The 23,587-nt window shown below is 59.8% G+C and carries 22 protein-coding genes; 6 read left to right on the forward strand and 16 right to left on the reverse strand.

All coding sequences use genetic code 11. From position 1 onward, the window contains the following. Positions 1 to 187: 187 nt before the first annotated feature. From betA to betI, 3 genes are all read right to left on the reverse strand, one after another. Entirely contained in the window at positions 188 to 1,891 is a 1,704-nt protein-coding gene (betA, locus tag J3D54_RS10600; protein ID WP_253417910.1) for a choline dehydrogenase, read from the reverse strand. 169 nt (positions 1,892 to 2,060) lie between these two features. Further along, positions 2,061 to 3,533 (reverse strand): betaine-aldehyde dehydrogenase, encoded by a 1,473-nt coding sequence (gene betB, locus J3D54_RS10605; RefSeq protein ID WP_253417911.1) that lies wholly within the window; start codon positions 3,531 to 3,533, stop codon positions 2,061 to 2,063. Positions 3,534 to 3,640: 107 nt separating this feature from the next. After that, positions 3,641 to 4,234, reverse strand: a complete 594-nt coding sequence (betI, locus tag J3D54_RS10610; protein WP_253417913.1) for a transcriptional regulator BetI — start codon at positions 4,232 to 4,234, stop codon at positions 3,641 to 3,643. 482 nt (positions 4,235 to 4,716) lie between these two features. Here betI and J3D54_RS10615 point away from each other — a divergent pair, with 482 nt between their 5' ends. Beyond that, positions 4,717 to 6,666, forward strand: coding sequence for a BCCT family transporter (locus J3D54_RS10615; RefSeq protein ID WP_253426578.1), 1,950 nt, complete (start codon positions 4,717 to 4,719; stop codon positions 6,664 to 6,666). 228 nt (positions 6,667 to 6,894) lie between these two features. On the opposite strand, the gene choV is transcribed toward J3D54_RS10615, so the two are convergent. The 3 genes from choV to J3D54_RS10630 all read right to left on the reverse strand — a co-directional run bounded on the left by choV (position 6,895) and on the right by J3D54_RS10630 (position 9,943). Then, on the reverse strand, positions 6,895 to 8,073 hold the full coding sequence (gene choV, locus J3D54_RS10620; protein WP_253417915.1) for a choline ABC transporter ATP-binding protein: 1,179 nt from the start codon (positions 8,071 to 8,073) through the stop codon (positions 6,895 to 6,897). Further along, complete coding sequence (choW, locus tag J3D54_RS10625) at positions 8,070 to 8,915, reverse strand: choline ABC transporter permease subunit (RefSeq protein ID WP_129440472.1); 846 nt, start codon at positions 8,913 to 8,915, stop codon at positions 8,070 to 8,072. The genes choV and choW overlap by 4 nt, the downstream gene beginning before the upstream one ends. 77 nt (positions 8,916 to 8,992) lie before the next feature. Further along, entirely contained in the window at positions 8,993 to 9,943 is a 951-nt protein-coding gene (locus tag J3D54_RS10630) for a choline ABC transporter substrate-binding protein (RefSeq protein ID WP_253417916.1), read from the reverse strand. Positions 9,944 to 10,380: 437 nt separating this feature from the next. Between J3D54_RS10630 and J3D54_RS10635 the strand changes: the two genes are divergently transcribed. Both J3D54_RS10635 and J3D54_RS10640 read left to right on the forward strand, forming a co-directional pair. Beyond that, positions 10,381 to 11,757, forward strand: coding sequence for an L-serine ammonia-lyase (locus J3D54_RS10635; protein ID WP_253417917.1), 1,377 nt, complete (start codon positions 10,381 to 10,383; stop codon positions 11,755 to 11,757). 537 nt (positions 11,758 to 12,294) lie between these two features. Next, the gene (locus J3D54_RS10640; protein WP_007975492.1) at positions 12,295 to 13,398 is read left to right on the forward strand and encodes a GlxA family transcriptional regulator; all 1,104 of its coding nucleotides are present in this window, start codon (positions 12,295 to 12,297) and stop codon (positions 13,396 to 13,398) included. A 125-nt stretch (positions 13,399 to 13,523) separates the two neighbouring features. On the opposite strand, the gene J3D54_RS10645 is transcribed toward J3D54_RS10640, so the two are convergent. The 6 genes from J3D54_RS10645 to J3D54_RS10670 form a co-directional block, all read right to left on the reverse strand. Beyond that, positions 13,524 to 13,787, reverse strand: a complete 264-nt coding sequence (locus tag J3D54_RS10645) for a hypothetical protein (RefSeq protein ID WP_253417918.1) — start codon at positions 13,785 to 13,787, stop codon at positions 13,524 to 13,526. A gap of 395 nt (positions 13,788 to 14,182) precedes the next feature. Further along, positions 14,183 to 15,346: a gamma-butyrobetaine dioxygenase gene (locus J3D54_RS10650; protein ID WP_253417919.1), complete on the reverse strand. Its 1,164-nt coding sequence runs from the start codon at positions 15,344 to 15,346 to the stop codon at positions 14,183 to 14,185. Positions 15,347 to 15,359: 13 nt separating this feature from the next. Next, positions 15,360 to 15,836, reverse strand: a complete 477-nt coding sequence (locus tag J3D54_RS10655) for a thioesterase family protein (RefSeq protein ID WP_253417920.1) — start codon at positions 15,834 to 15,836, stop codon at positions 15,360 to 15,362. Positions 15,837 to 15,926: 90 nt separating this feature from the next. Further along, positions 15,927 to 16,892, reverse strand: a complete 966-nt coding sequence (locus tag J3D54_RS10660; protein WP_253417921.1) for an L-carnitine dehydrogenase — start codon at positions 16,890 to 16,892, stop codon at positions 15,927 to 15,929. A 45-nt stretch (positions 16,893 to 16,937) separates the two neighbouring features. Continuing rightward, complete coding sequence (locus J3D54_RS10665; protein WP_253417923.1) at positions 16,938 to 17,825, reverse strand: 3-keto-5-aminohexanoate cleavage protein; 888 nt, start codon at positions 17,823 to 17,825, stop codon at positions 16,938 to 16,940. Positions 17,826 to 17,900: 75 nt separating this feature from the next. Next, the gene (locus tag J3D54_RS10670) at positions 17,901 to 18,845 is read right to left on the reverse strand and encodes a choline ABC transporter substrate-binding protein (protein ID WP_253417925.1); all 945 of its coding nucleotides are present in this window, start codon (positions 18,843 to 18,845) and stop codon (positions 17,901 to 17,903) included. Positions 18,846 to 19,055: 210 nt separating this feature from the next. On the opposite strand from J3D54_RS10670, the gene J3D54_RS10675 reads away from it, so the two are divergent. Next, positions 19,056 to 20,000, forward strand: a complete 945-nt coding sequence (locus tag J3D54_RS10675; RefSeq protein ID WP_253417927.1) for a GlxA family transcriptional regulator — start codon at positions 19,056 to 19,058, stop codon at positions 19,998 to 20,000. Between the two features lie 138 nt (positions 20,001 to 20,138). On the opposite strand, the gene J3D54_RS10680 is transcribed toward J3D54_RS10675, so the two are convergent. From J3D54_RS10680 to J3D54_RS10695, 4 genes are all read right to left on the reverse strand, one after another. Continuing rightward, complete coding sequence (locus tag J3D54_RS10680; RefSeq protein WP_253417928.1) at positions 20,139 to 20,555, reverse strand: DUF3010 family protein; 417 nt, start codon at positions 20,553 to 20,555, stop codon at positions 20,139 to 20,141. A gap of 32 nt (positions 20,556 to 20,587) precedes the next feature. Further along, positions 20,588 to 20,911 carry a helix-turn-helix domain-containing protein gene (locus J3D54_RS10685; RefSeq protein WP_253417930.1) on the reverse strand — a complete coding sequence of 108 codons (324 nt, stop codon included), beginning with the start codon at positions 20,909 to 20,911 and terminating at the stop codon, positions 20,588 to 20,590. Further along, the gene (locus J3D54_RS10690) at positions 20,895 to 21,149 is read right to left on the reverse strand and encodes a type II toxin-antitoxin system RelE/ParE family toxin (RefSeq protein ID WP_253417932.1); all 255 of its coding nucleotides are present in this window, start codon (positions 21,147 to 21,149) and stop codon (positions 20,895 to 20,897) included. The genes J3D54_RS10685 and J3D54_RS10690 overlap by 17 nt, the downstream gene beginning before the upstream one ends. Positions 21,150 to 21,359: 210 nt before the next feature. Next, a complete protein-coding gene (locus J3D54_RS10695) occupies positions 21,360 to 21,761 on the reverse strand; it encodes a lysozyme inhibitor LprI family protein (RefSeq protein ID WP_253417934.1) in 402 nt (133 codons plus the stop codon). A gap of 235 nt (positions 21,762 to 21,996) precedes the next feature. On the opposite strand from J3D54_RS10695, the gene J3D54_RS10700 reads away from it, so the two are divergent. Next, complete coding sequence (locus tag J3D54_RS10700; RefSeq protein WP_008033250.1) at positions 21,997 to 22,974, forward strand: dipeptidase; 978 nt, start codon at positions 21,997 to 21,999, stop codon at positions 22,972 to 22,974. A 79-nt stretch (positions 22,975 to 23,053) separates the two neighbouring features. Beyond that, complete coding sequence (locus J3D54_RS10705; RefSeq protein WP_253417936.1) at positions 23,054 to 23,584, forward strand: DUF5943 domain-containing protein; 531 nt, start codon at positions 23,054 to 23,056, stop codon at positions 23,582 to 23,584. The last annotated feature ends 3 nt before the right edge of the window (positions 23,585 to 23,587 follow it).

Consider the following 23,587-nt stretch of genomic DNA (forward strand, 5'->3'; position numbering starts at 1 on the left):
GCGTGGGGGGTAGGATCAAGGGCGGAGCGGTGTAGGAAGGGTTTACCTGGCCTGCGGCGTCTGGTCGGACCCCATCGCGGGCAAGCCCGCTCCCACAGTGGGCTTGGGTGGATCACAAATTGCGAATCCACCCCGGAACCTGTGGGAGCGGGCTTGCCCGCGATGGGCCGCGATGCGGTGTTACGGCTTACTGCGCGGCAGGGCTCACATCCCGCAACGGCTTGCCCTTCACCGGTGCATCACCGGCCACGTAGTATTTGGCCTTGCTGCGTGGCAGTGGCTTGCGACCGCGGATCTTGTCGGCGATTTTCTCGGCCATCATGATCGTTGGCGCGTTCAGGTTGCCGGTGGTGATGATCGGCATGATCGAGGCATCGACCACGCGCAGGGCTTGCATGCCGTGCACACGACCTTCGCTATCGACCACCGCCATCTCGTCGGTGCCCATCTTGCACGAGCAGGATGGGTGGAACGCGGTTTCGGCGTGTTCGCGGATGAACTTGTCCAGCTGCTCATCGGTTTGCACGTCGATGCCCGGGCTGATTTCGCGACCACGGAAGGCATCCAGTGCAGGCTGTTGCATGATTTCACGGGTCAGGCGGATGCCATCGCGAAATTCCTGCCAGTCCTGCTCGGTGGCCATGTAGTTGAACAGGATGCTCGGGTATTCGCGCGGATCCTTGGACTTGGCCTGGATGCGGCCGCGGCTTGGCGAACGCATGGAGCCCATGTGCGCCTGGAAGCCGTGCTCTTTCACACCGTTGCTGCCGTTGTAGTTAATCGCTACCGGCAGGAAGTGATACTGGATGTTCGGCCATTCGAATTCCGGACGGGTACGAATGAAACCGCCGGCTTCGAACTGGTTGCTGGCGCCGATGCCGGTGCCGTTGAACAGCCACTCGGCACCGATGGCCGGTTGGTTGTGCAGGAGCAGCGACGGGTACAGCGAGACCGGTTGAGTGCAGGCGTATTGCAGGTACAACTCGAGGTGATCCTGCAGGTTTTCGCCAACACCTGGCAGGTCGTGGACCACCGGAATATCGAGCTTTTTCAACAGTTCGGCCGGGCCGACACCGGAGCGTTGCAGGATCTGCGGTGACGCGATGGCGCCGGAGCACAGCAGCACTTCTTTACGGGCGCGGGCTTCAACGCGTTCTTCGGCGGCGCCGATCAGGTAACGCACGCCGATCGCACGCTTGCCTTCGAACAGAATCTTGTCGGTCAGGGCGTGGGTGACGATGGTCAGGGTCGAACGCTTTTTGGCGATGTCCAGGTAACCGCGAGCGGTGCTGGCGCGACGGCCGTTCGGCGTCACGGTACGGTCCATCGGGCCGAAGCCTTCCTGCTGGTAACCGTTCAAGTCTTCGGTACGCGGATAACCGGCTTGTACGCCTGCTTCAACCATCGCGTGGAACAGCGGGTTGTTGCCGGCTTTGGGCGTGGTCACGCTGACCGGGCCGTCGCCACCGTGGTAGTCGTTCGGGCCGATGTCACGGGTTTCCGCCTTGCGGAAATACGGCAGGCAGTCGAGGTAGGTCCAGTCTTCCAGGCCTGGCAGTTTCGCCCAGTTGTCGTAGTCCATGGCGTTGCCGCGGATGTAGCACATGCCGTTGATCAGCGAAGAACCACCCAGGCCCTTGCCGCGACCGCATTCCATCCGGCGACCGTCCATGTGTGGCTCTGGATCGGTTTCGTAGGCCCAGTTGTAACGACGACCTTGCAGCGGGAACGCCAGGGCGGCCGGCATTTGCGTGCGGAAATCCAGACGGTAATCCGGGCCGCCCGCTTCGAGCAGCAGGACGGTGACGCCTTCGTCTTCAGTCAGACGGGTCGCCAGGGTATTACCGGCGGAGCCGGCACCGATGATGATGTAATCGAATACTTGGGACATTGAATGCACCCTCTTTGAAGTTGGTCAGGTCAGGCGAGTGCTCCGCACTCGATCGCGGGCAAGCCACGCTCCCACAGGGCGGGGCTGCCACAGATTTGGCGAACGACGCAAAACCTGTGGGAGCTGGCTTGCCTGCGATAGCGATCTCGCAGGCGAAGCAAATGCCGCTTTAGAACACCGAGGCGTAATCGCCCAGTTCGACCTGTACCGATTTGATGCGGGTGAAGTTGTTCAGCGAGCTGATGCCGTTCTCACGGCCCACGCCCGACTGCTTGTAGCCGCCGACCGGCATCTTGGCGTCGGACTCGCCCCAGGCGTTGATCCAGCAGATACCGGCTTCCAGCTGATGAATCACGCGGTGAGCGCGGTTCAGGTCTTTGGTGACCACGCCAGCCGCCAGGCCGAAGTCGGTGTCGTTGGCACGACGGATCACTTCTTCTTCGGTTTCGTAACTCAGGATGCTCATCACCGGGCCGAAGATTTCTTCGCGAACGATGGTCATCTCGTCGGTGCAGTCGGTGAACACGGTTGGTGCCACGAACGCGCCTTTGGCGAATTCGCCGTCGGTCAGACGAGCGCCGCCGCACAGCAGGCGAGCACCTTCTTCCTTACCTTTGGCGATGTAACCCAGCACGCTTTCCATGTGGGCAAAACTCACCAACGGGCCGAAGTTGGTGTTTTCGTCTTCCGGATTGCCGACGCGAATACGCGCAACGCGCTCAACGATCTTGGCTTCGAACGCGGCTTTCAGGTGGCTCGGCACGAACACGCGAGTGCCGTTGGTGCAGACCTGACCGGAGCTGTAGAAGTTGGCCATCATGGCGGTGTCGGCGGCGCGATCGAGATCGGCGTCATCGAAAATGATCAGCGGGGATTTGCCGCCCAATTCCATGGTCACGTCTTTGAGCGTGGAGCCGGAAGCGCTGGCCATGACCTTCTTGCCGGTGTCGGTGCCGCCGGTGAAGGAGACTTTTTCGATGCGTGGGTGCTCGGTCAGCCAGGTGCCGACTTCACGGCCACTGCCGGTCAACACGTTGAACACGCCAGCCGGAACGCCGGCTTCGGTATAGATCTCGGCCAGTTTCAGGGTGGTCAGCGAGGTGACTTCGCTTGGCTTGAAGATCATCGCGTTACCGGCCGCCAGGGCTGGCGCGGATTTCCACAGGGCGATCTGGATCGGGTAGTTCCACGCGCCGATGCCTGCGACGATGCCCAGAGGCTCGCGACGGGTGTAGACGAAAGAGGTGGTGCGCAGCGGAATCTGTTCGCCTTCGATGGCCGGTACCAGACCTGCGTAGTATTCCAGCACGTCAGCGCCGGTGACGATGTCGACGTAACGGGTTTCGGAGTATGCCTTGCCGGTGTCCAGGGTTTCCAGGGCGGCCAGTTCATCGTTGCGCTCGCGCAGGATGTCCACGGCACGACGCAGGATGCGCGAACGCTCCATGGCGGTCATCGCGGCCCAGATTTTCTGGCCCTTTTCGGCGCTGACCACTGCACGCTCGACGTCTTCCTTGGTCGCACGCTGTACGGTTGCGAGGACTTCACCGTTAGCCGGGTTGATGGCTTCGAAGGTGGCGTCGCTGCTGGCGTCGGAGTAACCGCCGTCGATGTAGAGTTTTTGCAGTTCGAAACGGGCCATAGTGTCCTCGCAAGTGCATTAAGTGGTTGGCGTTGACCACCGGGCGTGCCGTACGGCATTGGCGTCGCGGTCGGTAGCGGTTCAGGGGTTGAGCGATTATGTGTGCTCTAACTCACCTGCTTGGCCAATTGGAAATCCATGTATTCGTAAGCGATCTGGTGCGCCTGCTCAGTGTCGAAAGCATCTCCCGACAGCGCGCCGCGCAACCACAAACCGTCAATGAGGGCTGCCAGGCCACGGGCGGCGCTGCGCGCTTGATCAAGCGGCAACACACGGCGGAACTGGCAGCACAGGTTGGAATACAGACGGTGATCGTTGATCCGCTGCAACCTGTGCAAAGACGGGTGGTGCATGCTGGTGGCCCAGAAGGCCAGCCAGGTTTTCATTGCCGGGCCATTGACCTGGCTGGCGTCGAAGTTGCCTTCGATAATCACCTGGAGGTGAGCCCGTGGGCTGTTGTCCTCCAGCGCCAGACGGCGCGCGGTGACGTTCTCGCTGAGGACACTCATCAGGTACTGCGCGGTGGCCGCGATCAGGCCGTTCTTGTCCTGAAAGTAGTGACTGATGATGCCATTCGAGACACCGGCCAAACGGGCGATCAGCGCAATGCTGGCGTCCCCCATTCCGACCTGATCGACGGCCTGCAATGTGGCTTCGATCAATTGCTGGCGGCGAATGGGTTGCATACCGACCTTGGGCATCTTGCACATCTCCTTAGGCCTTCCGGTGGACGAAATACGGCTACCGGATTGAGGGCCAGTCTATTTTGTTTTGATTGAACGTTCAATCAACAAAGAATAAGATCTGCGACAATTCGTCGCTGCCTACGGGTTTTTCCTACATGTAGTTGGCGGAAAAACGACATCCGAAAGTGCTCGAAACCTAAGCAGGGCATGCTGCGAACCGATGGAGATGGACGTGTTGAATGGGCAAGACGCTCAGGGTCATGCGATGCGTCATGTACGCGCGCGCGATCTTCGAGGTCGGTTTTCAACGCTGCTGCTGCGGTCTCGGGCTTTTTTCGGGGTGTCTTTATATCACCCGCCGGTCGGCTGCCAACTAATCGATTGGTCGGGTATCGCGTTGCCTTGTGTTCTTCTCTCGCACTGCCCGGAGCATCTGTGCCATGAGTTCTGCCTCTCTAATAAAGACCCCACCCGAGAAGGTGACGGTCAACGGTTGGGTGTTCTACACCTCTACCGCGCTGATCCTGCTGTTGACCGCTATTCTGATCATCGCCCCGCAAGAGGCCGGCAGAATGCTCGGCATCGCCCAGGCCTGGTTGTCCCGCAGCTTCGGCTGGTACTACATGGTGGTGATCGCCGCCTACCTGGTTTTTGTCGTCGGCCTGGCGTTTTCGTCTTACGGCAAGCTCAAGCTGGGCAGCAAGGACGATACCCCGGATTTCAGCTACGGCGCCTGGGCGGGGATGCTGTTCTCGTCGGGTATCGGCATCTCGTTGTTGTACTTCGGTGCGTCCGAGCCGCTGGACCACTACTTCAATCCGCCGGAAGGCGCGGCCGGCAGCAACCTTGCCGCGCGTCAGGCGGTGCAGCTGACGTTCCTGCATTGGGGCCTGCATGGCTGGGCGATCTACGCCTTGGTCGGCCTGGCCGTGGCGTACTTTGCTTACCGTCATAACCAGCCGCTGGCGTTGCGCTCGGCGCTGTATCCGCTGGTCGGCGAGCGTTGGGTCAAAGGCGCGGCCGGCCATGCGGTGGACGGCTTCGGTATGTTCGTGACCTTGCTGGGGCTGGTGACGAACCTGGGGATCGGTTCGCTGCAAGTGTCGTCGGGGCTGGAAAACCTGTTCGGCATGGCGCACAGCAACACCAACCTGCTGATCGTGATCATCGTGATGAGCACCGTGGCGACCATCGCGGCCGTGTCCGGGGTGGAAAATGGCATTCGCCGTCTGTCCAACCTGAACATCGTGCTGTTCAGCGGTCTGCTGATTTTCGTGCTGTTGTTCGGTCCGACCCTGCACCTGCTCAACGGCTTTGTGCAGAACATCGGCGACTACCTGAATGGCGTGGTGCTGAAGACCTTCGACCTCTACGTGTACGAAGGCGACAGTGAGAAGTCCGACCGCTGGCTGGGTCTGTGGACCCTGTTCTATTGGGCCTGGTGGATTTCCTGGGCGCCATTTGTCGGCATGTTCATCGCGCGTATTTCCCGTGGTCGCACGGTGCGTGAACTGGTCGCCGGTGTGCTGCTGATCCCGCTGGGTTTCACCTTGGCATGGCTGTCGATCTTCGGTAACTCGGCCCTGGACCTGGTGATGAACCATGGGGCGGTGGAACTCGGGAAGACGGCGCTGGAGCAACCGTCGATGGCGATCTACCAGCTGCTTGAGCATTACCCGGCGTCGAAGGTGGTCATCGGCGTGTCGATTTTTGTCGGCTTCGTGCTGTTCCTGACCCCGGCGGACTCCGGCGCGGTGATGATGGCCAACCTTTCGTGCAAGGGCGGCAACGTCGACGAAGACGCGCCGCACTGGCTGCGGATTTTCTGGTCGGTGGTGATCACCCTGGTGACCATCGGTTTGCTGTTCGCCGGTAACTTCGAAGCCATGCAAACCATGGTGGTGCTGGCGGGGCTGCCGTTCTCAGTGGTGCTGGTGTTCTTCATGTTCGGCTTGCACAAGGCTATGCGCCAGGACGTGCAGATCGAGCAGGAGCAAGCGGAACTGGCGGCGCGTGGTCGTCGTGGTTTCAGCGAGCGTCTGACTCAACTGGATCTGCAACCGAATCAGTCGATCGTTCAGCGCTTCATGGACAAGCAAGTCAGCCCGGCGCTGGAAGAGGCCGTGGTTCAACTGCGTGGCAAGGGCCTGGACGTGCAAACGTTGCTGGGTAAAGCCAAGCGTTGCATGGGCTTGCGGATTGAGATGGAAGAGGGCAACCCGTTTGTCTACGAAGTGAGCCTGGACGGTTATCTGGCGGCGGCGAGTGAAACGGTGTCGGCCGAAAGTGCCAATGAGCCGCGCGCACGTTACTACCGCGCCGAGGTATACCTGCACAACGGCAGCCAGGACTATGACTTGATGGGCTTCACTCAGGATCAGATCACACGTGACGTGCTCGATCAGTTTGAAAGCCATCGGCAGCTGCTTGGGCGGGTTTATAGCTGAGTTGTAAGAGATGCGGTGTTTCTGTCTGAAGCACCGTGTCGCATTCATCGCGGGCAAGCCCGCTCCCACAGGATCAAGGTTGTGACACAAATATTGGTCACGACATCGACCCCTGTGGGAGCGGGCTTGCCCGCGAAGGGGCCATCACTGGCAAAGCTGATTGACCCGATACCCCATAAACAAAAACGCCGCGATCATCTCGCGGCGTTTTTTTGTCTGCTGTCTTGCTTACCCCAGGTTCTTGCCGAGCAGCGCGTGGTACAGCTCGCTGTCGCCGAGGATCCCGACCACTTTGTTGTTGTCGTGCAGCACCAGCTTGTTGCCGGTTTGGTAACGAATCTGCAGGGCATCGCGCATGCCGATGTTGGAGTCCACCAGTGTTGGTCGACGACCCAGGCCTTCAACCGCTTGGCCCGGTATCCAGTTCTGCAGGTCCAGGCTCGAGCCGTTCTGGCGTGCACCTTTGATGGTGTTGCCTTCGGCCAGGTCCAGCCACGAATCGCCGCCCGGATCCAGGCATACCGAACCGTTGATGCGTTTGCAGTTGTCCAGGGTGCGCATCAGGCTGCGACCACACAAGACGTTCAGCGGATTGGTGTGGGCGACGAAGGTGCGCACGTAATCGTCCGCAGGGTTCAGGACGATTTCTTCCGGCACGCTGTACTGGATGATCCGGCCGTCTTTCATAATCGCGATACGGCTGCCGAGCTTCAGGGCTTCATCGAGGTCGTGGCTCACGAAGACGATGGTCTTGCTCAACTTGTTTTGCAGTTCCAGCAGTTCGTCTTGCAGACCTTGGCGGATCAGCGGGTCGAGAGCCGAAAACGGTTCGTCCATCAGCAGAATGTCGGCGTCCATCGCCAGTGCGCGGGCCAGGCCGACACGCTGCTGCATGCCGCCGGAGAGTTCGTCGGGTTTCTTGTTGCGCCACTGGGTCAGGCCCACCAGCTCAAGCTTCTCGTCCACCAGTTTGCGGCGTTCTTTCTCGGGGCGACCCTGCATTTCCAGACCGAAACTGATGTTTTCGCGCACCGTCAACCAAGGCATCAGGGCGAACTTCTGGAACACCATCGCGATGCGCTTGGTGCGCATCATCTTCAGTTCCGCCGGGGTACAGGATGCGATATCGATCTGCCTGCCTTCATGCTCGACGAACAACTTGCCGCGGCTAACGGTGTTGAGGCCGTTGATGCAGCGCAACAGGCTGGATTTGCCGGAGCCGGACAATCCCATCAGTACGCAGATTTCACCTTTCTCGATGTCCAGGCTGGCCTTTTCGACACCGACGATTTGCCCGGTCTTTTTCAGGATCTCGTTGCGGGTCATGCCCTGGTCGAGGAGTTTCAGGGCCTCGCGTGGATCCTTGGAGAAGATCACGTCCACGTCTTCGAAGCGAATAATGCTCATGCGTCACCCCCTACTTTGGCTTCGGGTTGTTTGCAGATACGGTCGAGCATGATCGCCAGCAGTACGATCGCCAGGCCTGCTTCGAAGCCCAGTGCGATATCAGCAGTGTTCAGTGCGTTGACCACGGGTTTGCCCAGGCCGTCGGCGCCCACCAGTGCCGCGATCACCACCATCGACAACGACAGCATGATGCACTGGGTGATACCGGCCGCGATGCTTGGCATGGCGTGGGGCAGTTCGATTCGCGAGAGCAGCTGACGGCGTGAGCAGCCAAAGGCCTTGCCGGCGTCCATCAGTTCTTGCGGCACATCGCGGATGCCCAGGTAGGTCAGGCGGATAGGCGCGGCAATCGCGAACACTACCGTCGAGATCAGACCTGGGACCACACCCAGACCGAAGAGGGTCAGGGTAGGAATGAGGTACACGAAGGTCGGTACGGTCTGCATCAGATCGAGTACCGGGCGCATCAGTGTGTAGAACATCGGTTTGTGCGCGGCGACGATGCCCAACGGCACGCCGATGACCACGCAGACCAGGGTCGCGAACAGCACCTGGGCGAGGGTTTCCATGGTTTCCTGCCAGTACCCCAGATTGAGGATCAGCAGAAAGGAGGCAATGACGAAGACGGTCAGGCCCCATTTGCGTTGAATGAAATGTGCCAGTAGCGCGATGAGGCCGATCAATGCCAGCGGGTTGAACCAGGTCAGCGCAAAAGTCACGCCGTGGATCATCGTTTCCAGTGACACGGCGATGGCGTCGAAGGTGCTGGCGCCGTGTTGCGTCAACCATTCGACGAAGCCCGCGATGTACTGGCCTAAGGGTATTTTCTGATCAATCAGCATGGTAGTGAACGTCCGCATGCAAGGAAATAAACAGCCCGGGCGAGCTGGCTCGCCCGGCGTAAGCGATGCTTCCTAATTCAAGGCTGCGCGAGCTTGGCTTTCACGGCCTCCAGGCCTGGTTTACCGTCAATGGTGGTCACGCCAGCGAGCCAGGTATCGAGCACCTGTGGGTTCTTTTTCAGCCAGGCCTTGGCAGCCGCTTCAGGCTTCATCTTGTCGTCCAGGATGTTGCCCATCAGCGTACTTTCCATGTCGACGGTGAACTCCAGGTTTTTCAGCAGTTGGCCGACGTTGCTGCACTCTTGGGTATACCCCTTGCGAGTGTTGGTCGCAACGGTGGCAGCACCGAAATCCGGGCCGAAGTAGTCATCACCACCGGTCAGGTATTGAATCTTGAAGCGCTTGTTCATCGGGTGCGGTGCCCAGCCGAGGAACACCACGGCGGTATCGCGTTTTTGCGCACGGTCGACTTGCGACAGCATGCCCGCTTCGCTGGACTCGACGACTTTGAAACCGGCGGTTTTCAGACCGAAGGCGTCTTTGTCGATCATGCTCTGGATCAGACGGTTGCCGTCGTTGCCTGGCTCGATACCGTAGATCTTGCCGTCGAGTTCTTTCTTGAATTTGGCGATGTCGGCAAAGTCATGCAGCCCTTTGTCGTACAGCGCTTGTGGAACGGCGAGGGTGTATTTGGCGCCTTTGAGGTTGGTGCGCACGGTTTCCACGGTGCCAGCATCCCGATAGGCCTTGATGTCGTTTTCCATGGTCGGCATCCAGTTACCCAGGAACACGTCCATGTTCTTGCCGTCGGCCAGGGACTTGTAGGTCACCGGCACGGAAATCATCGTGGTTTTGGTCTTGTAGCCGAGAGCGTTGAGCACAACGCTGGTGGTCGCGGTGGTGGCGGTAATGTCCGTCCAGCCGACATCGGAGAAGTTTACGGTGCTGCACTGGGCCGGTTCTGCGGCTTGAGCCAGGAACGGCAGACTCAGCATGGCGGCCAACAACAACGACGGGGAACCTTTCATAGGGGAGACTCCTGAGTGTTTTTTTATGGCAGTGTTCCGACTGGACCACCGCACTTATCTGTTGCGGTTGGATGGCGTTTTGTAGACAGCTCTACCACGGCGCCTTGCAATCGAGTCGATACGATCATGTACCAGTGAAAATCTGACGCCTACAGGGTGCGTCGTAACCAGTACAGGGATGGTCGCATCCAGTGTCGGTGACGTCGTTTACAGCTTTTTTCAGCCCAGTTTGTCCCTCTGATCCGCAAAAAAACGGCGAAAACATTGCGTAAGAGACCTGCGGCGCTAGTGGGCATGAGTGCGTCGGTGTGAGACGTTGAACGACATGGTAAAAGCCTGATGATGCGGCCATCTCGACGGATTGCAGCTTGAGCGTAGCAGCTCCGTCACTGGGCGCTTTTGCGCCTGGAGCAGGCACATCCAGGAGTTCAGCAGTAATGGCTATCAGCGTTTTCGACCTGTTCAAAATCGGCATCGGCCCTTCCAGTTCGCACACCGTGGGGCCTATGCGCGCCGCGGCGCTGTTCGTGCAAAATTTGCGCGAGCGGGGACTTCTGGAGCAGGTGTGTCGCGTCGAAGTTCAGCTTTATGGATCGCTCTCGGCTACCGGCATCGGCCACGGCAGCGACAACGCAGTGATCATGGGGCTGATGGGCGAGTGGCCCGACGCGATCGATCCGTCGCAAATCGGCATCCGTATAGAAGCCCTGCGTGAAACCCAAACGCTATTGCTCGACGGCCGCTTGTCGGTCCCGTTCATCTGGTCCCGGGACATGCGCCTGATCGACGAGAACCTGCCGTTCCATCCGAACGCCATGACCCTGGTTGCCGAAGGCGATCACGGCGAGCTGCATCGCGACACCTACTATTCCATCGGTGGCGGTTTTGTCGTCGATGAGGCGCAGGCTTCCAGCGGCGTGGTGGATCTGGATCGCACCGTGCTGCCTTATGACTTTTCCAGTGCCGTCGAATTGCTCAGCCTGTGCAAGCAGCACAACCTGCGCGTGGCCGAATTGATGATGGCTAACGAGAAGGTCTGGCGCAGCGAAGAGGAAATCCGCAGCGGCTTGATGAAGCTCTGGCGTGCCATGCAGGATTGTGTGGAGCAAGGCCTTAAGCACGAAGGCATCCTGCCCGGCGGCCTCAATGTGCGCCGTCGTGCGGCCAAGCTGCACCGCAGCTTGCAGGAGCTGAACAAACCCAACGTGATCGGCTCGACCTTGAGCGCGATGGAGTGGGTCAACCTGTTCGCGTTGGCGGTCAACGAAGAAAACGCTGCCGGCGGGCGCATGGTCACGGCACCGACCAATGGTGCGGCGGGGATCATTCCGGCGGTGTTGCACTACTTCATGAAATTCAGCGAGGCAGTGACCGACGCCAACGTGGTCGATTACTTCCTCAGTGCCGCGGCGGTGGGCATCTTGTGCAAGAAAAACGCCTCGATCTCCGGTGCCGAAGTCGGTTGCCAGGGGGAAGTCGGTTCGGCCTGCGCCATGGCGGCAGCCGGGTTGGCGGAGATTCTCGGTGCCACGCCGGAGCAGTTGTGCAACGCGGCGGAAATCGGTCTGGAGCACAACCTCGGTCTGACCTGCGATCCCGTGGGCGGGTTGGTGCAGGTGCCGTGCATCGAGCGCAATGCGATTGCTGCGGTGAAAGCGATCAACGCCGCGCAGATGGCCCTGCGTGGTGACGGCCAGCACTTTATCTCGCTGGACCGGGTAATCCGCACCATGCGTGATACCGGTGCCGACATGCACGACAAATATAAAGAGACGTCGCGGGGTGGGTTGGCGGTTAGCGCGGTGGAGTGCTGAGACCGAGTTGACCCCATCGCGGGCAAGCCCGCTCCCACAGGATTTGTTGTGTAATCGAGAAATGAGGCACACCACAAATTCTTGTGGGAGCGGGCTTGCCCGCGATAGCGTCAGAGCAGTCAAAACTGCGCACTAAGTGAACACCCGCTTCAAAACGCGCCACGTTTTGGCGCGTCGCTTACAGATAAGCCGTTTCACCCAGATCCAGGATCCAAACAAGCTGACCGTCCGTCACCTGTGCTTGCGGTGACACTCTCTCCCGGCCCACCGCAGCCTTGTTCCCACAAGTGCTACCGATTTGCTCACACGCAACGGGGGCGCGGGTTTGGGGCCGTTGATGGCACTTTTAACCGCTTATCTCTGCGCGCCATATCTAGACGCATCGCGACGTCGTTTTCAGGAGTTATTGAACGCGCATTCAATTTAGGCATGGCAATTGCTCTGTCATTACAAAGCCCGTCTCCCACGCGAGAACGATGGCAATAAAAAGAGCCTCCGCCTGAGGCCATCACCCGCTTTGTGTGAGGAGATACCGCGATGACGACGTTCAACTCCGGGGCCCAACCCCAGAACCGTGCGCCTCAATCCATCGGCTTTTTGCTGCTGGACAATTTCACGCTGATTTCTCTGGCCTCCGCAGTAGAACCGCTGCGCATGGCCAACCAATTGTCCGGCCGCGAGCTATACCGCTGGACCACGCTCACCGTCGATGGCGGTCAGGTCTGGGCCAGTGACGGTCTGCAGATCACCCCCGACGCCTCCATGCACAAAGCACCACCTATGGACACCGTCATTGTCTGCGGCGGTATCGGCATTCAGCGCACCGTAACCCGTGAGCATGTGTCGTGGCTGCAGAGCCAGGCGCGTCAGTCCCGTCGTCTCGGCGCGGTCTGCACCGGCAGTTGGGCCCTGGCGTGCGCCGGTCTGCTGGATGGCTTCGATTGCAGTGTGCACTGGGAGTGTCTGGCCGCTATGCAGGAAGCTTTCCCGCGAGTGGCCATGAGCACCCGGCTGTTCACCCTCGACCGTAACCGGTTCACCAGCTCCGGTGGCACCGCGCCGCTGGACATGATGCTGCACCTGATCAGTCGCGATCACGGTCGTGAACTGTCGGCGGCGATTTCGGAGATGTTCGTCTACGAGCGCATCCGCAACGAGCAGGATCACCAGCGCGTGCCGCTCAAGCACATGCTCGGCACCAACCAGCCGAAGTTGCAGGAAATCGTCGCGCTGATGGAGGCCAACCTCGAAGAGCCGATTGACCTCGACGAACTGGCGGTGTACGTCGCTGTTTCGCGTCGTCAGCTGGAGCGGCTGTTCCAGAAATACCTGCATTGCTCGCCGTCGCGTTACTACCTGAAACTGCGCCTGATCCGCGCCCGGCAATTGCTCAAGCAAACGCCGATGTCGATCATCGAAGTGGCGTCGGTGTGCGGGTTCGTGTCCACGCCGCACTTCTCCAAGTGCTACCGCGAATACTTCGGCATTCCGCCGCGTGACGAACGCGTAGGCTCCAACACCACGCAACAAGTGGCGATGATGCCGCTGCCGCAAGCACTGGTGCTGTCGCCGTTGTCCGGGCCGCTGTCGGCGTTGAGCCAGGCGCGTAATGAGTCGACTTTCGCTAGCGTAAGGCTCTAAACCGCGCGGGCTATTGTGGCGAGGGGGCTTGCCCCCGTTGGGTCGCGCAGCGGCCCCAAGATTTTACGACTGCTGCGCAGCCGAACGGGGCGATGCGGCGTTCCGACAAGCCCCCTCGCCACAGGTCAGGCGCTACGGCTTTGCTGATACTCCGCCAACGCGGGCAGCAATTGCTTGTCGATCGCCTGGCGCACGGCCGGCAGGATGGTCGCGCTGCTGGTGTACATCTGCTTGACCATCGTACGCAGCGTCATCGCCCGTTCATCGTTCAAGCCTCGCACTGCGCACTCGCAAGCCTGCTCGGCCGTGGCGCCGTTCGGCACTTGAAAACCCAATGACTTCAGCTGGCCCAACAGGTCTTCCTGGTCTATCAAATCGGCGTGCATCATGACGCAATCCTTCTTCAGGGAACGGTGTCGTGGCTCGATTCTGGTAGGGGCTGGGGATGGCGGCAAGGACGATTTGTCGCAATGGCCGCAATACCTATGAACAGGTCGTTTTCGGCTAACTTGCAAGAGAGGAGAGTGGGCACACTGGATTCAGCTGGCTACACGAAGGTTTGGTCACCCTCGCGCAACAGCTCCTCAACAGTACCCTCCTCAGCTCCGATCCTGTCACGGCTTGATCGGGGTTTTTTTTGCCTGTGAATCCAGAAATTTTGTGTTGCCTGTGCGGACGCCATCGCGGGCAAGCCACGCTCCCACAGGATCGGGGTTACCGTAGATTTGGCGAGCGCCACCAAACCTGTGGGAGCGGGCTTGCCCGCGATGAACGATGACGCGGTTTAACGTTGTAAAACGAGAATGCGCGACAGCAATTCATCCCGGTCGACGTAGCAACCCTGGAAATGCCGGGCACCGGTGGCGGGGTCGAAAGCGTTTCGGGCGTGGAGGGTGCGGCGGTTGTCGAAGCACCACAACTCACCGGGGTTGAGCCGCGTCATCACCCGGAAACGCGCCTCGCGGGTCATCGCAATGAAGCGCCGGTAAGCGCGATACAGCCTGGGCATTTGCTCCACCGATGTATCGAATGGCCCACGCAGAAAGTTCGCCATGCGGATTTCCGACACTTGCCCGAACGCATCCAGCGCGATGATCGGTGCCAGGCAGCGGTAGTCGCTGTGGCGGTCCTTGTTGCGAAACTCCACGGGGATTTCACACAAGGCTTGAAACGCCTCGGGATCTTCCTGGCTCAAGGCTTCGGCGATGGCAAAACCGTCGACGAAAATACTCTCGCCGCCGTCGGCGTCATTCACCAGGCAATGCAGAAATTGCAGCCCCGGTTGCAACTCCCGGGTCGGCAAATCGCTGTGCAGTGGCAGGTTGAAGGCGGTGTAGGCATTGCTGTCGGCATCGGTCTTGGATTGCACGTTGAACAGCACGCCGAAATTGCTCTCGCGGATGAACGAAATCCGCTGGGCGATCAGCTTCAATGAACCCCGCTCGGTGGGTACGCCGCGCACTTGAGTCAGGCCGGTATCGCGCACGGCCAGCAGCCATTGCAGCAAGGCGTCGTTGTTCTCCATCAGGGCCTGGTATTCGAATACTGGTAGTTGCAAATCGCTGTGCCAAAGCCTGGCTTTCGGTTTGCCGGCCTGGCGTTCAGCGCGGGACTCATCGTCATAGGCGTGAGCCCGTAACCAGCCCGGATCGAAGCGGCTGAGGTGGCCGTCCTGCCAATCGACGCACAGGCAACCTTGGGCATCGACCGTGGCGTTTTCAGGCCTCAGGTGCTCTGCGACATCGACGATTTCCAGCACTTGCTCACGGGTCACCGTGTAGACGCACAGTGGGCACGGGCAGTTGTCCCGCAGCCATTGATGATGAAAAGGGCTGACCCGACCGTCCGCCCACTTCACTTGAAGGCGGTCCGCCAGGGTGTGCACGGCGGTCAACGCGCTGATCAACGGATAGGTGCGGAAATCGGCAAAAGCGGCGGCGGTGTTCATGGTGGGCTCCTTGTTATTTTTCGGGGGGCAATGCAATCACTCGGCCGATCCAGGCGGGTGCGGGCAAGTCGGTTTGTTCGGCGACAATGACCTGCAGCTTGCTCAAGGTTTCTTCGCTGAACGGCGCGGATCGCCGCCCGGCGAGGTCGACGTGCAACAGCATTTGTTCATTACCCGCCAGCTCCTTGTCACCGCCCACCAGATGCAGGCTGTGATAGAGGTGCAGGCGCTTGCGGTCGTGGCCGATGATCTGCGTGTGGACTTCGACCTCGGCATCGAGCTTCACTTCGTGCAGGTAGTTGAGGTGCAGTTCGAGGGTGAACAGCGAGTGGCCGCTGGCTTCGCGGTTGTTGCTGTCGAGCCCTAACCGATCCATCAGCGCGTCGGTGGCGTAGCTGAAAATCAGCAGGTAGAAGGCATCGCGCAGATGGCCGTTGTAGTCGACCCAGTCGGGGATGATTTTGGTTTGGTAGGTGGTGAGGGTGGGCATGATGAGTGATCCAGGAATGTATGGTGACTGTGCTGCCGCTATCGCGGGCAAGCCCGCGATGAGGCCAGACCTGCTGGCCCCTGACTTGGGTTACTCGCTAAACGCCATCCCATGCTTCTCTTTGGTGGTCTTCACCGCCTCCAACACCGCCAGCAAGCAATCGTCACGGTAGCGCTCCAGCGCCGAGATGCTGTGTTTGCCCAACTGATCGCGGGTGCCATCCACCACATCGTCAATCAATTTGTCGGTCAGCTCCGGTGCCGGCAGGTACGTCCAGGGCAACTGCAACGCCGGCCCGAACTGCGCCATGAAGTGCCGCATCCCGGCATCGCCGCCCGCCAGGGTGTAAGTCAGGAAGGTGCCCATGAACGACCAGCGCAAACCCGCGCCAAAGCGAATCGCATCGTCGATTTCACCCGTGGTCGCCACGCCGTCGTTGACCAGGTGCAGCGCCTCACGCCACAACGCTTCGAGCAAACGATCGGCGATAAATCCCGGCACTTCCTTGCGCACATGCAGCGGTCGCATGCCTAAGGATTCATAGACTTTCATCGCCGCTTGCACGGCTTCGGGGGCGGTGTTCCTGCCACCGACCACTTCCACCAGCGGCAGCAGATAAACCGGGTTGAACGGGTGCCCGACCACGCAACGTTCCGGGTGGGTCGAGCTCTCATAGAACTCACTCGGCAACAGTCCCGAGGTGCTGGAACCGATCAACGCATTGGGCTTGGCTGCCGCGCTGATTTTGCTGTGCAGTTCCAGTTTCAGCTCCAGTCGTTCTGGAGCACTTTCCTGAATGAAATCCGCGTCGCGAACGCATTCTTCGATGGTGGCGACAAAGCGCAGCCGATCCTGAGACGCGCCGGGGGCCAGGCCTTGTTTCTCCAGCGCGCCCCAGGCATTGGCGACGCGTTTGCGCAGGGCCGCTTCGGCCCCGGGCGCCGGGTCCCAGGCCACCACGTCAAGGCCGTGGGCGAGGGCGCGGGACACCCAGCCGCTGCCGATGACACCGCTGCCCAGTGCTGCGAAAGTTTTGATATCAGTGATAAAGCTCATGAATGCTGTCCTGAAGATTGGTCGAGAAACCTGTGGGAGTTGGGGTCAGCCGCGCTTGGTCAGGCCCATTTTTGCCCGGCCTTCTGCCGGGGTCAGAACGCGGGCGCCGAGGCGGCTGAGGATTTGCGAGGCGCGTTCGACCAGTTGGCCGTTGGTCGCCAGTACGCCCTTGTCCAGCCACAGGTTGTCTTCCAGACCGACCCGCACGTTGCCACCGAGCAGCACGGCCTGTGCGGCCATTGGCATCTGCATGCGACCGATGCCGAACGCGGCCCAGACCGCGCCGGCCGGCAGGTTGTCGACCATGGCTTTCATGGTGGTGGTATCGGCCGGCGCGCCCCACGGGATGCCCAGACACAGCTGGAACAACGGGTTATCCAGCAGACCTTCCTTGATCATCTGCTTGGCGAACCACAGGTGACCGGTGTCGAAGATTTCCAGCTCAGGCTTAACGCCCAGCTCTTGAATGCGTTTGGCGCCAGCGCGCAGCTGGGCAGGGGTGGACACGTAAATGGTGTCGCCGTCGCCGAAGTTCAGGGTGCCGCAATCCAGGGTGCAGATTTCCGGCAGCAATTCTTCAACGTGAGCCAGACGGGTTAGCGGGCCGACCAGATCGGTGTTCGGGCCGAACTCCATCGGGTTCTCGCCTGCGCCGATCTCCAGGTCGCCGCCCATGCCGGCGGTGAGGTTGACGATGATGTCGACGTCCGCCTCGCGGATGCGCTCCATCACTTCGCGGTACAGCGCCACGTCACGGCTGAACTTGCCGGTTTGTGGGTCGCGAACGTGGCAGTGGACCACGGTAGCGCCCGCCTTGGCGGCCTCCACGGCGGCCGCGGCAATTTGTTTCGGGGTGACCGGCACGTGTGGGCTCTTGGCGGTCGTGTCGCCAGCACCGGTGAGTGCGCAGGTGATGATGACGTCGTGGTTCATTTGGCGGTTCCTTACAGGCGTGATTAGTCTGTTCGCAGCCCATGCAGGGCTGCGAATCGGTGGTTCATTTCGGTTCTATTTACTGGTCAGTTTCAGGTTTTCGGCGGCTGGTTTGCCATCGAAGGTGGTCACGCCTTCGAGCCAGCGTTGCTTGTCTTGCGGGTGATCCTTGAGCCATTGTTTGGCCGATTCGAAGGCGTCCTTGTGATCCAGCAGCGGTTGCATCATCCGGCTCTCGTCTTCGGCGGTGAACGTCAGGTTGCTCAGCAAGCGACCGACGTTCGGGCACTGTTCAGCGTATTTCGGCGCGGTGACGGTCCAGACCGTGGCCATGCCTTCGTTCGGGCCGAGGGCGTCGTCGCTGCCGGTGAGGTAGGTCATTTTCACGTTGACGTTCATCGGGTGTGGGGCCCAGCCGAAGAACACCACGGCTTCCTTGCGGCGTACCGCGCGATCCACTGCCGCCAGCATGCCGGCTTCACTGGACTCGACCAGCTGGAACTTGCCGAGGCCGAACTGGTTCTTGGCGATCATTGCCTTGATCTGGGTGTTGGCGCCGGAACCCGGCTCGATGCCGTAGATCTTGCCGCCCAGTTCTTTTTCAAACTTGGCGATGTCGGCGAAGGTTTTCAGTCCCTTGTCGGCGAGGTAAGTCGGAACGGCGAGGGTGGCGCGGGCGTCCTTGAGGCTTGGCGCTTCAAGCACTTTGACCTGCTTGGCATCGACGAACGGCGTGATGGTCTGGGTCATCAGCGGGTTCCAGTAGCCCAGGAACAAATCCAGGCGCTGGTCGCGAATGCCGGCAAAGACGATTTGCTGGGAGGCGCTGGTTTGTTTGGTGCTGTAGCCGAGGCCGTCGAGCAGGACCTGGGTCATGGCACTGGTGGCGATCACGTCGGTCCAGTTCACTACGCCCATGCGCACGTTCTGGCACGACGCGGGTTCGGCCGCCATGACACTGGCGCTCAAGAAAGCGGTACCGCTGAGTGCAAGAACACAGCTGCTGATCAGTCGTTTCATGTCGGGGTTCCTCGGCAGGTCGTTATTGTGGGTTCCGGAGTCTGATGCTCCGGTGATGCCCAAGTTACGCAGCAAAGCCCCCGTGAAAACGCACTACGGCGACCAGCTCTTGCACTGCGGCGACCTGCGCGCTTGAATGCTGCTGGCAAGTGGCGTATCAACGTCCACACGCTTCCCGCCCTCTCGTTACCTGCCAGTCGAGTGCGCTCCATGTCCCAGGATTTCTACTTCTTGTTGATGCCGGGTTTTTCGGCGATCGGTTTTATCTCGGCCATCGAGCCGTTGCGGGTCGCCAATCGCTTTCGTGGCGAGCTGTATCGCTGGCATGTGTTGAGCGCCGATGGCGGGGCGGTTCTGGCCAGTAACGGCATGTCGGTCAACGCCGATGCAGCGCTGGAGCCGCTGAAGAAAGGAACGACTTTGCTGGTGGTCGCCGGTTTCGAGCCGCTGAAGTTCGCCACCCCGGCCCTGGAGCATTGGCTACGTCGCCTGGACAACGAAGGCGTGACGCTCGGCGCCATCGACACCGGCAGCTTCATCCTCGCCGAAGCCGGCCTGCTCGACGGCCATCGCCTGACCCTGCACTGGGAAGCTATCGACGCCTTCAAGGAATCTTATCCACAGCTGAGCGTCACCCAGGAACTGTTCGAGATCGACCGTCGGCGTATCACTTCCGCTGGCGGCACCGCCTCTATTGATCTGATGCTCGACCTCATCGGTCAGGCTCATGGCCCGGAACTGGCGATTCAGGTCAGCGAACAATTCGTACTCGGACGCATCCGCCCGCGCAAAGATCACCAGCGCATGGAAGTCGCCACGCGGTATGGCATCAGCAACAAGAAACTGGTGCAGGTGATCGGCGAGATGGAGCAGCACAGCGAACCGCCGCTCAGCACCCTGGAACTGGCGGAATCGATCAAAGTGACCCGGCGTCAGCTAGAGCGCCTGTTTCGCCTGCACCTGAACGACACACCGAGCAATTTCTATCTGCGCTTGCGGCTGGAAAAAGCCCGGCAGTTGCTACGCCAGACGAACATGAGTGTGCTGGAAGTGAGCATTGCGTGCGGGTTTGAATCACCGTCGTATTTCACCCGCAGTTATCGGGCACGGTTTGAGCGGTGCCCGCGTGAAGACCGCCGTACGGCTAAAGCGTAATTCTGACGACACCCGAGAAACCTGTAGGAGCGGGCTTGCCCGCGATGAGGCCGGTACATTCAATGTTGATGTTGACGGACCCACCGCCATCGCGGGCAAGCCCGCTCCCACAATGATCTGTGTTGATGAGAGAAAACGTTACTTCTTCATCAGCGCCGAGCAGGCTGCTTTGTATGCCTCGTGCTGATACTTGTTCAGCGTGGCCGGCAGCTCAAAGTCGAACTTCTTGTTCTGTGCATTGATGGTTTGCGGCGACAGCAGCGTCACCTCGCAATTTTCCAGCAACTGGAAAACCCCTTCGATCTTGAACGTGGTCGGCCCACCGGCGAACTCACCTTTCTTGCTGCGCTTCTTGATCGCGATCCGGTCGATGGAATTCTCACGAACAAACGACGCGACCTGAGCGGCAAAGATTTTGACGTTGGCGGCTTCGTCGTCATCGTCGAGGGCGATTTTCTTGGTGGTCAGGGCAACATGGCTCAAGGCCTGATCGTCGAGGGAGGCCACAGCGATGATCGCTTCGCTGCCTTTGATTTCGATGCCGCAGATTTTCATTTCAATCCCTTTTCTTGATGCTGGCGTTCAGCTTACAGCTCTAGTTGGTTGGCGGTGATGCCAAAAGCCGCGGCGATTTTCTCACGGGTGGCCTTGCGGGGCTTGGCGACCGTCTCCTGCTGGGCGAAGGCCGGTTGGGAGATGCCCATGCGTTTGGCCACTTCATCCTGCGTAAGGTTCAGGTGTTCGCGCCAGGCGCGAATTGGCGTCGCGCCGTCAACGATGCGACTGACTACTTCGTGGGGGATCAGATCGGGCTCGATCTTCTGCGCCATGTACTGCGCGTACGGAATGACCACGAATGCCGGTTTTCCCTCCGCGTCGTTGATGATTTGAATGTCAGTAGGTGCGTTCATCGCGTTTTTTGACCTCTTGAATACTGACCACTTTGATCGCGCCATCCCAGTCGAACATGACCCGATAACTACCGACTCGCAGTCGATAGGCATAGTCATGGCCAACCAGTGCTTTGATGTTGCCTACATCAGGCATGCCTGCTAGCGCCGTGATGGCATCACGAACCTGGATCTGATGAACGGAATGCAATTTCAAGAGCTGCTTAACGGCCTTTCGAGTCCAGTGAATGCTGCTCATGGAAGAATATAAGTCTTTTATAAGATTTGCGAATCTTTGCTTATATTTTCAGGTGGCCAACAAATGAAATTTGTCAGCATGTTGCTCGAAAAAACGACGTTAAGCCTTACTGGTGGAGAGTTGTAGGCTTGCTCAGTGTGGCTTATGGGAAAGGTCTTTATTCGAGGGTAAAGCTGGTAGGGCTACCAGCTTTCAACGGACGATTCAGGATCACTCCTGCCCAATCGACTCCAAAAACTCCGACCGCTCGTCACTCATCCGCGCCACGCAATCATTTTGCGCAATAGTGAATGCCTTGCTACCGCTCGTCGCCGGAAATGCTTCCACCGCGCAATCGGCGTCACGGGTTTTCAGCCACTGTTGTTGCGCGGTCTTGATTTTGGCGGTGATGTCGGCCAGTTGCGCCTTGTTACTGCCGTAGCGCGTTTGCATGCGCTCGCTCAGGTTTTGGTAGTTGTCGCTTAGCAGTTGTTCTGCGGTATTCCTGCTGTAAGCCGAGCATTCCAGAGTCTGGACTTCGTTTGCGACGGCGTCGCAGGGGTTGTCGTCGGCTTCTTCGGCCGCCTGTACGCCGGTCGCTATCAGTGCCAAAGCCAGGAAGATGGATTTCATTGCGTCGCCGCCCTTAATTCAGTGAAACATCCAGTGATGCGGCGAATTCTGGCCCATGCGGACGGGCTTGAACAGGTGGGTAATCACGTCGGTTGGCGACCCTTTGTCGCGGATTGACGCTTTCGGCAAACCCCCTGTCGTTTTTGCACCCGGCTGCCCCGTCCCTCAGGCATATGCTGGCCCCAAAGCGCCGGCAGACGATTCGGCGCATGAATCGCTAATAGGGGACAGCCTGATGAGCCCAGCCGAATTGCACGCCGACAGCATCGTTATCGACGGGCTGATTATTGCCAAGTGGAACCGTGAACTGTTCGAAGACATGCGCAAGGGCGGTCTGACTGCGGCCAACTGCACCGTGTCGGTGTGGGAGGGCTTCCAGGCCACTGTCAACAACATCGCCGCCAGCCAGAAGCTGATCCGCGAGAACAGCGACCTGGTGATTCCGGTACGCACCACCGCCGATATCCGCAAGGCCAAGGAGCAGGGCAAGACCGGCATCCTGTTCGGCTTCCAGAATGCTCACGCCTTCGAAGACCAGATCGGCTACGTCGAGGTGTTCAAGCAGCTGGGCGTGGGTATTGTGCAGATGTGCTACAACACCCAGAACCTGGTCGGCACCGGTTGCTACGAGCGCGATGGCGGCCTGTCGGGTTTCGGTCGCGAAATCGTTGCCGAGATGAACCGCGTCGGTGTCATGTGCGACCTGTCCCACGTCGGCTCGAAGACCTCCGAAGAAGTCATCCTCGAATCCAAGAAGCCGGTCTGCTACTCCCATTGCCTGCCGTCGGGTCTGAAAATCCACCCGCGCAACAAGTCCGATGAAGAACTGAAGTTCATCGCCGATCACGGCGGTTTCGTCGGCGTGACCATGTTCGCGCCGTTCCTGGCCAAAGGCATCGATTCGACCATCGACGACTACGCCGAAGCCATCGAATACACCATGAACATCGTCGGCGAAGACGCCATCGGCATCGGCACCGACTTCACCCAGGGCCATGGCCAGGACTTCTTCGAATACCTGACCCATGACAAGGGCTACGCCCGCCGTCTGACCAGCTTCGGCAAGATCATCAACCCGCTGGGCATCCGCACCGTGGGCGAGTTCCCGAACCTGACCGAGACCCTGCTCAAGCGCGGCCATTCCGAGCGCGTGGTGCGCAAGATCATGGGCGAGAACTGGGTCAACGTCCTCAAAGACGTTTGGGGCGAATAAGCCGCCGCATCTGAAGAATCCTTCCCCCCAGCCGTCCGTGCCGGGGGCAACACAACGAATTTTCTGGAGTTAAGTTTCCATGGCCAAGATCGCCCCGCAATTGCCAATCGAAGTTGACAGCGAAACCGGTGTCTGGACCTCCGACGCCCTGCCAATGCTGTACGTGCCGCGTCACTTCTTCGTCAACAACCACATGGGCATCGAGGAAGTGCTGGGCGCCGACGCCTACGCCGAAATCCTCTACAAGGCCGGCTACAAATCTGCCTGGCACTGGTGTGAAAAAGAAGCCGAATGCCACGGCCTGGAAGGCGTCGCGGTGTTCGAACACTACATGAAGCGCCTGTCGCAGCGCGGCTGGGGTCTGTTCAAGATCCAGGACATCGACCTCTACAAAGGCACCGCCAGCGTCAAGCTCGAACACTCCGCATTCGTCTACGTGTACGGCAAGGTAGGGCGCAAGGTCGACTACATGTTTACTGGCTGGTTCGCCGGCGCCATGGACCAGATCCTGGCTGCTCGCGGCAGCAAGATCCGCACCGTCGCCGAACAAGTCTACGGTGGCTCCGAAGAAGGCCACGACGACGGTTTGTTCACCGTCAAGCCGTTGTAAGTC

The organism is Pseudomonas sp. GGS8, assembly GCF_024168645.1.
Lineage (GTDB): Bacteria > Pseudomonadota > Gammaproteobacteria > Pseudomonadales > Pseudomonadaceae > Aquipseudomonas.